5 protein-coding genes are annotated in these 6,551 nt (G+C 72.8%); 4 read left to right on the forward strand and 1 reads right to left on the reverse strand.

The genetic code is table 11. From position 1 onward, the window contains the following. Positions 1 to 74: 74 nt before the first annotated feature. The 3 genes from ABDJ40_RS21760 to ABDJ40_RS21770 are packed head-to-tail and all read left to right on the forward strand — an operon-like array spanning position 75 to position 4,515. Entirely contained in the window at positions 75 to 1,394 is a 1,320-nt protein-coding gene (locus ABDJ40_RS21760; protein ID WP_347612824.1) for an efflux RND transporter periplasmic adaptor subunit, read from the forward strand. Positions 1,395 to 1,409: 15 nt separating this feature from the next. Continuing rightward, complete coding sequence (locus tag ABDJ40_RS21765; protein WP_347612825.1) at positions 1,410 to 2,087, forward strand: ABC transporter ATP-binding protein; 678 nt, start codon at positions 1,410 to 1,412, stop codon at positions 2,085 to 2,087. 10 nt (positions 2,088 to 2,097) lie between these two features. Further along, entirely contained in the window at positions 2,098 to 4,515 is a 2,418-nt protein-coding gene (locus ABDJ40_RS21770; RefSeq protein WP_347612827.1) for an FtsX-like permease family protein, read from the forward strand. A gap of 18 nt (positions 4,516 to 4,533) precedes the next feature. Here ABDJ40_RS21770 and ABDJ40_RS21775 read toward each other — a convergent pair whose 3' ends face one another. Beyond that, the gene (locus ABDJ40_RS21775) at positions 4,534 to 4,920 is read right to left on the reverse strand and encodes a MerR family transcriptional regulator (RefSeq protein WP_347612835.1); all 387 of its coding nucleotides are present in this window, start codon (positions 4,918 to 4,920) and stop codon (positions 4,534 to 4,536) included. A 140-nt stretch (positions 4,921 to 5,060) separates the two neighbouring features. On the opposite strand from ABDJ40_RS21775, the gene ABDJ40_RS21780 reads away from it, so the two are divergent. Then, on the forward strand, positions 5,061 to 6,134 hold the full coding sequence (locus ABDJ40_RS21780; protein ID WP_347612828.1) for an MBL fold metallo-hydrolase: 1,074 nt from the start codon (positions 5,061 to 5,063) through the stop codon (positions 6,132 to 6,134). Positions 6,135 to 6,551: the final 417 nt, after the last annotated feature.

The raw sequence follows: 6,551 nt of genomic DNA on the forward strand, positions 1-6,551 counted from the left end.
GGACAGGTCCGGTGCTGCCGGCCCCCTCGGCACGGGGCTCGCGCCGCTGGCATGCGGCTTGCGTTGTCCGGGGCATGACTGTCCCACCGCCCCTTCATCTGCAGGCGCTGTCCGGCGCCGGCATGGACCGCGCCCTGCCGCCCGGCCGCTGGAAGCGCTGGCGCCGTGCCGGCTGGCTGCTGCTGCCCGCCTGCGCCGCCCTGGCCTGGGCGCTGGCGCCGGAGGGCTTGCGCGTGCCGGCCGAGGGTCTGCAGCTGGCGACCGTGCAGCGTGGCCCCTTCCGTGATGACATCGCCCTGCGCGCCCAGGTGCAGCCGCAGCACCAGCTGATGATCGATGCCACCGAGGGCGGGCGCGTCGAGGCCGTGCTCGTGAGGGATGGCCAGGCCGTGCGCGCGGGGCAGCCGCTGGTGCAGCTGTCCAGCCCGCAGCGGGAGCAGGAGGTGCTGGCGCGCACGGCCGAGGTGGCGCAGCAGCTGGCCAATCTCTCGACCCTGCGCGCCGCGCAGGCCGGCGCACAGGCGCAGTGGCGGCGCGAGCTGGCCCAGCGGCGCCACGAGCTGACCCTGGCCGGCGAGGAGGCCGAGCGCCAGCAGGCGCTGGCGGCGCAGGGCTTTGTCTCGCCCCTGGCGGAGCGCAACGCGCGCCGCCAGGCCGAGCTGCAACGCCAGCTGCTGCAGCAGGCCGAGCAGGACAGCCAGGCCGAGCTGCAGGTGCGGGCCCAGACCGTCAGCGAGATGGAGCGTGCGGTGCAGGGCCTCTCCGCCGGCCTCGCCCTGGTCCGCCAGGCCGCGGAGCGCCTGACGGTGCGTGCGCCGGCCGATGGCCAGCTCAGCGGCTTCAGCCTGCAGCCGGGGAGCGTGATCCGCGCCGGGGAGCGCCTGGGCCGCATCGACGACCTCCGCAGCTGGCTGCTGAGCGCCGAGGTCGACGAGTTCTACGACGCCCGCATCCAGCCCGGCCTGACCGGGCAGCTGTTGCAGGGAGGCAAGACCTGGCCCCTGCTGCTGCGCGAGCGCCAGGCCACCGTGCAGCAGGGCCGCTTCAAGGTGGAGCTGGCCTTTGCCGGCGACGCGCCCGAGGGCCTGCGGCCAGGTCAGGGCTTTGAGCTCAGCCTGCGCCTGGGCGCACCGGCGCAGGCGCTCTGGCTGCCCACCGGTGCCTACCTGGCCGACGGCGGCGGTGCCCGCGTCTATGTGCTGGACCCCGACGGCCGCCATGCTCGCCACCGCCCCGTGCAGCTGGGCCGGCGCAGCAGCGCGCAGGTGGAAGTGCTGGGCGGCCTGCGCGCCGGCGAGCAGGTGCTGGTGGGCCCCACCGCCGCCTACGAGGGCCATGCCGTGCTGCGCCTGGCCGGCCCCGCCACGGGCGGCACCCCGCAGCCATTACATTGATCCACGGAGACCGCGATGATCCATTTGAAATCCCTCAGCAAGCGCCACCGCAGCGGCGACATCGAGACCACGGCACTGGACCGCGTCGACCTGCAGATCGAGGCCGGCGAGTACCTGGCGATCACCGGCCCATCGGGCTGCGGCAAGACCACGCTGCTGTCCCTGCTGGGCCTGCTGGACCGTCCCAGCGGCGGCGAGTACTGGTTTGATGGCCGCGAGCTCTCGCGCTGCACGGAGCGCGAGCTGGCGGGCCTGCGCCGGGGCCAGATCGGCTTCGTGTTCCAGAGCTTCAACCTGATCGACGAGCTCAGCGTCGAGGAGAACGTGGGCCTGGCCCTGGACCACGCCGGCCTGCCCCGGCGCGAGCAGCGCCAGCGCGTGGCCGCGGTGCTGGACCGCCTGGGCCTGGCCCACCGCGCCGGGCACCGGCCCTCGCAGCTCTCGGGGGGGCAGCAGCAGCGCGTGGCCATCGCCCGAGCCATCGTGCGGCGCCCCAGCCTGCTGCTGGCCGACGAGCCCACCGGCAACCTGGACAGCGCCCAGGGCCAGGAGGTCATGCGCCTGCTGCGCGAGCTCAACGAGGAGGGCACGACGCTGGTGATGGTCACCCACTCCTCCGCCCATGCCGCCCTGGCCCCGCGCAGCGTGCGCCTGCTGGACGGCCGCGTGCTGGTCGACGCCCTGGCGGCCTGAGGAGTCACGCATGAGCTTCCTCGACCTCCGCGTGGCGCGGCGCCAGATGGCGGCCGCCCCCCTGCACACCCTCGCCAGCCTGGGCGGCCTGGCCCTGGCGCTGGCGGCCTGCCTGCTGCTGGCCACCCTGATTGCCGAGCGCCTGCTGCCGGACCCGCTGCTGCAGGACCCCGACCGCATCGTGCTGATCGACTTCAAAGGCAACATGCCCGGCCGCCAGGAAGACTGGTTCCTGCGCACGCCCTTTGCCTTGCGCGACGCCCTGCAGCAGGCGCACGCCCCGCTGACGGACCTGGGCCGCTACACCGAGGCCCGCCGCACCCTGCGGCTGAATGATCGCGGCCCGCTCGACGAAGGCCACGAGGCACGGGTCGCCGCCATGGATCCCGCCCTGGCCCGGCTCTTCGCGCTGCGCTCGGTGCAGGGCGACGCGCTGGCGGCGCTGTCGCGGCCGGACCGCATCGTCGTCACGGAAGCCTTTGCGCGCCGCAGCTTTGGCCGCGCCGAGGTGCTGGATCAGCCGGTGAGCCTGGGCCGGCACACGCTCACCATCGGCGCGGTGGTGGCCTCGCCTTCGCCGCGGCATCCGGTGCAGGCGGAGCTGATGGTCAATTTCGACAGTCCGGCCGCGGGCCTGAGCCAGGAGCTCAAGACCGCCTGGTTCTTCATGAACGGCCAGGTCTGGGGCCGGCTCGCGCCGGGCGCCAGCGCGGCGCAGCTCGGCGCGCTGGCGCAGTCCCTGCTGGACCGCAGCCCGGTGATCGCCCAGCTGCCGCCGGACTGGGTGGCCGGCGGGCGCAAGGCCGCCTTCATGCGCGCCCTGCCGCTGAGCGAACGGGCCTTCGAGGGCCGTGTCGGCCAGACGCAGCGGCAGGTGCTGACGGCCCTGATGGGGGCCGCGGTGCTGCTGTGCGTGCTGGCCCTGGTCAATGCCATCAACCTGGGCGGCGTGCGCATGCTGCAGCGCCAGCGCGAGATCGCCATCCGCAAGAGCCTGGGCGCCAGCCCGGCCTCGCTGCTGGGCCTGAGCCTGGCCGAGGCCGGCCTGCAGTCCCTGCTGGCGGGTGGCCTGGGGCTGCTGCTGGCCTGGCTGCTGGCGCCGTGGATGGCCGATGCGTTGGAGCTGCCGGTGCCGGAGATCGCCTCCTGGCCGGGCCTGCTGCTGTGCGGCGGCCTGGTCGGACTGAGCACCCTGGCCATCGCCGCCTACCCTGCCTGGCTGAGCTGGCGGCTGCGCAGCGCCGAGGCCCTGCAGGGTCGCCTGGCCGGCGAGGGCCGCTCGGGCCCCTGGCTGCGCCGGCTGTTCGGCGGCATGCAGTTCGGCAGCGCCCTGCTGGTCCTGGCCCTGTCCCTCACGGTCTGGGGCCAGAACCACCACGTCCTGGGGCGCGAGCTGGGCTACCAGCCAGAGGGGCTGCTGGCCCTGACCCTGCCGGCCGGCACCACCCGGACGCAGCTGCAAGCCCTGCGCCAGTCCCTGACCCAGCTGCCCGGCGTCCAGGGCACGGCCTGGACGGAATGGATCCTGGGTTCCGGTCGCGAGGTGCAGGAAGCCCTGCTGGAGCGCCCGCCCCAGCAGGCCGCGGTGCGCGTCCAGCCGGTCGATGCGGACTTCTTCGAGCTCTACCAGGTGCGGCCGCTGGCAGGCCGCCTCGAGCCCGCCTCGACGGCCGAGCAGCGCCTGGTGATCGACAGCCTGGCGGCGCAGGCCCTGGGCTGGGCGGCGCCGCAGGACGCCATCGGGCAAAGGGTCCAGGAACAGGCGCGCGGCCTGGACCAGCTGCCGCAGCACAGCCGCGTCGTAGCGGTGGTCCCCCACCTGGCGTTGGAGAACACGCGGGAGGCGCGCCTGCCACAGGCCTTCCGCCTGCAGGCACCGCCGGAGCAGGCGGGTGAGCGCGAGGCCGGAGTGCTCAGCATCCGCACAGGGGCGCCGCTGGACGAGGCCTCGCTGAAAGCCGTCTGGACGCGCCACTTTCCCCAGCGGCCCCTGCAGCTGGAGCGCCTCGCCGACACCCTCATGGAGCCCTACACGCAGGACCTGCGCCTGGGCCGCCTGGTGGCGCTGTGCGCCGTGCTGGCCCTGGCCATCGCGGGCTTCGGCATCTACGCGCTGTCGGCCCATCTGGTGCAGCGCCATGCCCGTGAGATCGTGCTGCGCAAGCTGCATGGCGCCGGCCCCTGGCAGGCCCTGGGCCGGCTGGGCCGGGAAATGGCCCTGCTGCTGCTGGCCGGCTCAACGCTTGGCGTGCCCCTGTCCTGGATGCTGGGGCAGCTCTACCTGGGCGGCTTTGCCGACCGCGCGGCCCTGGGCGCATGGCCGCAGGCGCTGGCCCTCGCCGGCCTGCTGGCGGTGGCGGCGCTGGCCTGCCTGCGTCATGCCCGGCAGGCGATGGCCCTGAAGCCCATCGCCGCCCTGCGCGGCTGAAAACGGGCCGCCGAGCGCTCAGCGCTGTGCCAGCAGGGCGCGGCAGCGCTCCTCGTGCTGGCTGATCTCCTCCAGCGTCACCTCGATGTCCTCCAGCTGCTGCTCCAGCTGGCGACGGTGCTGCGCCAGCACTTCGAGAAAGGCCTTGAGCTGGGGGGCCGTGTCGGCGCCGGCGGCGTCATACATGTCCACCAGCTGCTTGATCTCCTGCAGCGACAGGCCCAGGCGCTTGCCGCGCAGGGTCAGCTTGAGGCGCGTGCGGTCGCGGTGGGTGTAGACGCGGTTGCGGCCCTCGCGCGCGGGGCTCAACAGGCCCATGTCCTCGTAGAAGCGGATGGCGCGGGGGGTGATGTCGAACTCCGCCGCCAGCTCGGTGATGGTGAACAGGCGGGAGCCGCCGTCCATGGAGGCATCCGCGGCGGCATCGGCCGCGTCCTCGGTCCCCGCGAGGGCTTTTGCTGGGGAACTCAGGTCGGACGAGGGGCTCATGGCTACACTGCGCTGAATGACGTTTACGTTAACGTTAGTCTAAGCCCTTGCAGTCCATGGCCAATCCACGCGAATCCGAGCTGAGCTATCCCTGGGGCGAGTCCCTCCCTGAATCCGGCGGGCTGCTGCCGCTGGAGCCGGGCCTGGCCTGGGTGCGCATGGGCCTGCCCTTTGCGCTGGACCACATCAACCTCTGGCTGCTGCGCGACGAGCTTGACGGCCGCCGCGGCTGGACCCTGGTGGACTGCGGCGTGGCCAATGACGCCACGCGCGGCCTGTGGGAGCAGGTGCTGAGCCAGGGCCTGCAGGGCGAGCCCCTGCTGCGGGTGCTGGTCACGCATTTCCACCCCGACCACCTGGGCCTGGCCGCCTGGCTCACCGAGCGCTTCAGCACGCCCGAACAGCCCTGCCGCCTGTGGATGAGCGCGCCGGACTACCACCTCGCCCGCATCGCCAGCAGCTCCACCGTGGGCATGGGCGGCGAGGCGGCAGCGGCCTTCTTCGCCAGCCACGGGCTGACCGACCCCGAAGCCCAGGCCAAGATCCGCGGCCGGGCCAGCTACTACCCCAGCATGGTGCCGGCCGTGCCTGCCAGCTACCGGCGCCTGATGCCTGGCCAGACGGTGACGATCGGCGGCGCGCGCTGGCGCTGCATCGGCGGCTACGGCCATGCGCCGGAGCACCTGAGCTTCTTCCGCGAGGACGGCCCGCCGGTGCTGATCTCGGGCGACATGCTGCTGCCGCGCATCTCCACCAACGTGAGCGTGGTGGATGTGGAGCCGGAGGCCAATCCCCTGCAGCTCTACCTGGATTCGCTGGCGGCCCTGCTGGACCTGCCGCCCGACACCCTGGTGCTGCCCTCGCATGGCCGCCCCTTCCGCGGCGTGCAGGCGCGCGTGGCCCAGCTGCAGGAGCATCACCAGGAGCGCCTCGACGAGGTGCTGCAGGCCTGCGCGCAACAGCCCTGCCATGCGGCGGAGCTGCTGCCCCTGCTCTTCAAGCGCCCGCTGGACCTGCACCAGACCACCTTCGCGATGGGCGAGTCCATTGCCCACCTCAACGCCCTGTGGCTGCAGGGCCGGCTGCGGCGCGAGCGCGGCAGCGACGGCGTGCTGCGCTTCAGCGCCTGAGCCGCGCCCGCAAGACCTGCCCCCAGAAAAGAAAAACCGCCGACGCTTGCGCGCCGGCGGAGTCCTTTTTGTTGTCGATCGGGCCGGGCGGAACCCTGGCTCGAAGACCCTTTGCTGATCCCAGTCGAATCAGCTGGGATCCCCTGAACACAGCCCGGGCAGAGCGGCCGCGATGGTGGCGGGTCCTGACTCTGCTGGTGGCCGCCCTGTTCCTCTCAGGGCTGCCGGGACCGTGTCGTGATGACAGCTTGTAGACCAGAGTGTGCGTTTGGCGGTCCAACGGCGCCTATCCTCTACAGGGACTTCCCACCGCGTCAACACCGTCTCATTGAATTCCCCCGCAAGACCTGACCCCGATTGATCTGGATTGCACACGCCGACTCGGACGAAGGGCTGAACAGAGAACAGACTGCCACT

Origin of the sequence: Roseateles flavus, assembly GCF_039872765.1 — a bacterium.
In the GTDB taxonomy this organism is placed as follows: Bacteria; Pseudomonadota; Gammaproteobacteria; order Burkholderiales; family Burkholderiaceae_C; genus Roseateles_B; species Roseateles_B flavus.

Coding starts and splice junctions, on each gene's coding strand:
- ABDJ40_RS21760 (WP_347612824.1), top strand. CDS start 75: ATGACTGTCCCACCGCCCCTTCATCTGCAGGCGCTGTCCGGCGCCGGC.
- ABDJ40_RS21765 (WP_347612825.1), top strand. CDS start 1,410: ATGATCCATTTGAAATCCCTCAGCAAGCGCCACCGCAGCGGCGACATC.
- ABDJ40_RS21770 (WP_347612827.1), top strand. CDS start 2,098: ATGAGCTTCCTCGACCTCCGCGTGGCGCGGCGCCAGATGGCGGCCGCC.
- ABDJ40_RS21775 (WP_347612835.1), bottom strand. CDS start 4,920: ATGGACGGCGGCTCCCGCCTGTTCACCATCACCGAGCTGGCGGCGGAG.
- ABDJ40_RS21780 (WP_347612828.1), top strand. CDS start 5,061: ATGGCCAATCCACGCGAATCCGAGCTGAGCTATCCCTGGGGCGAGTCC.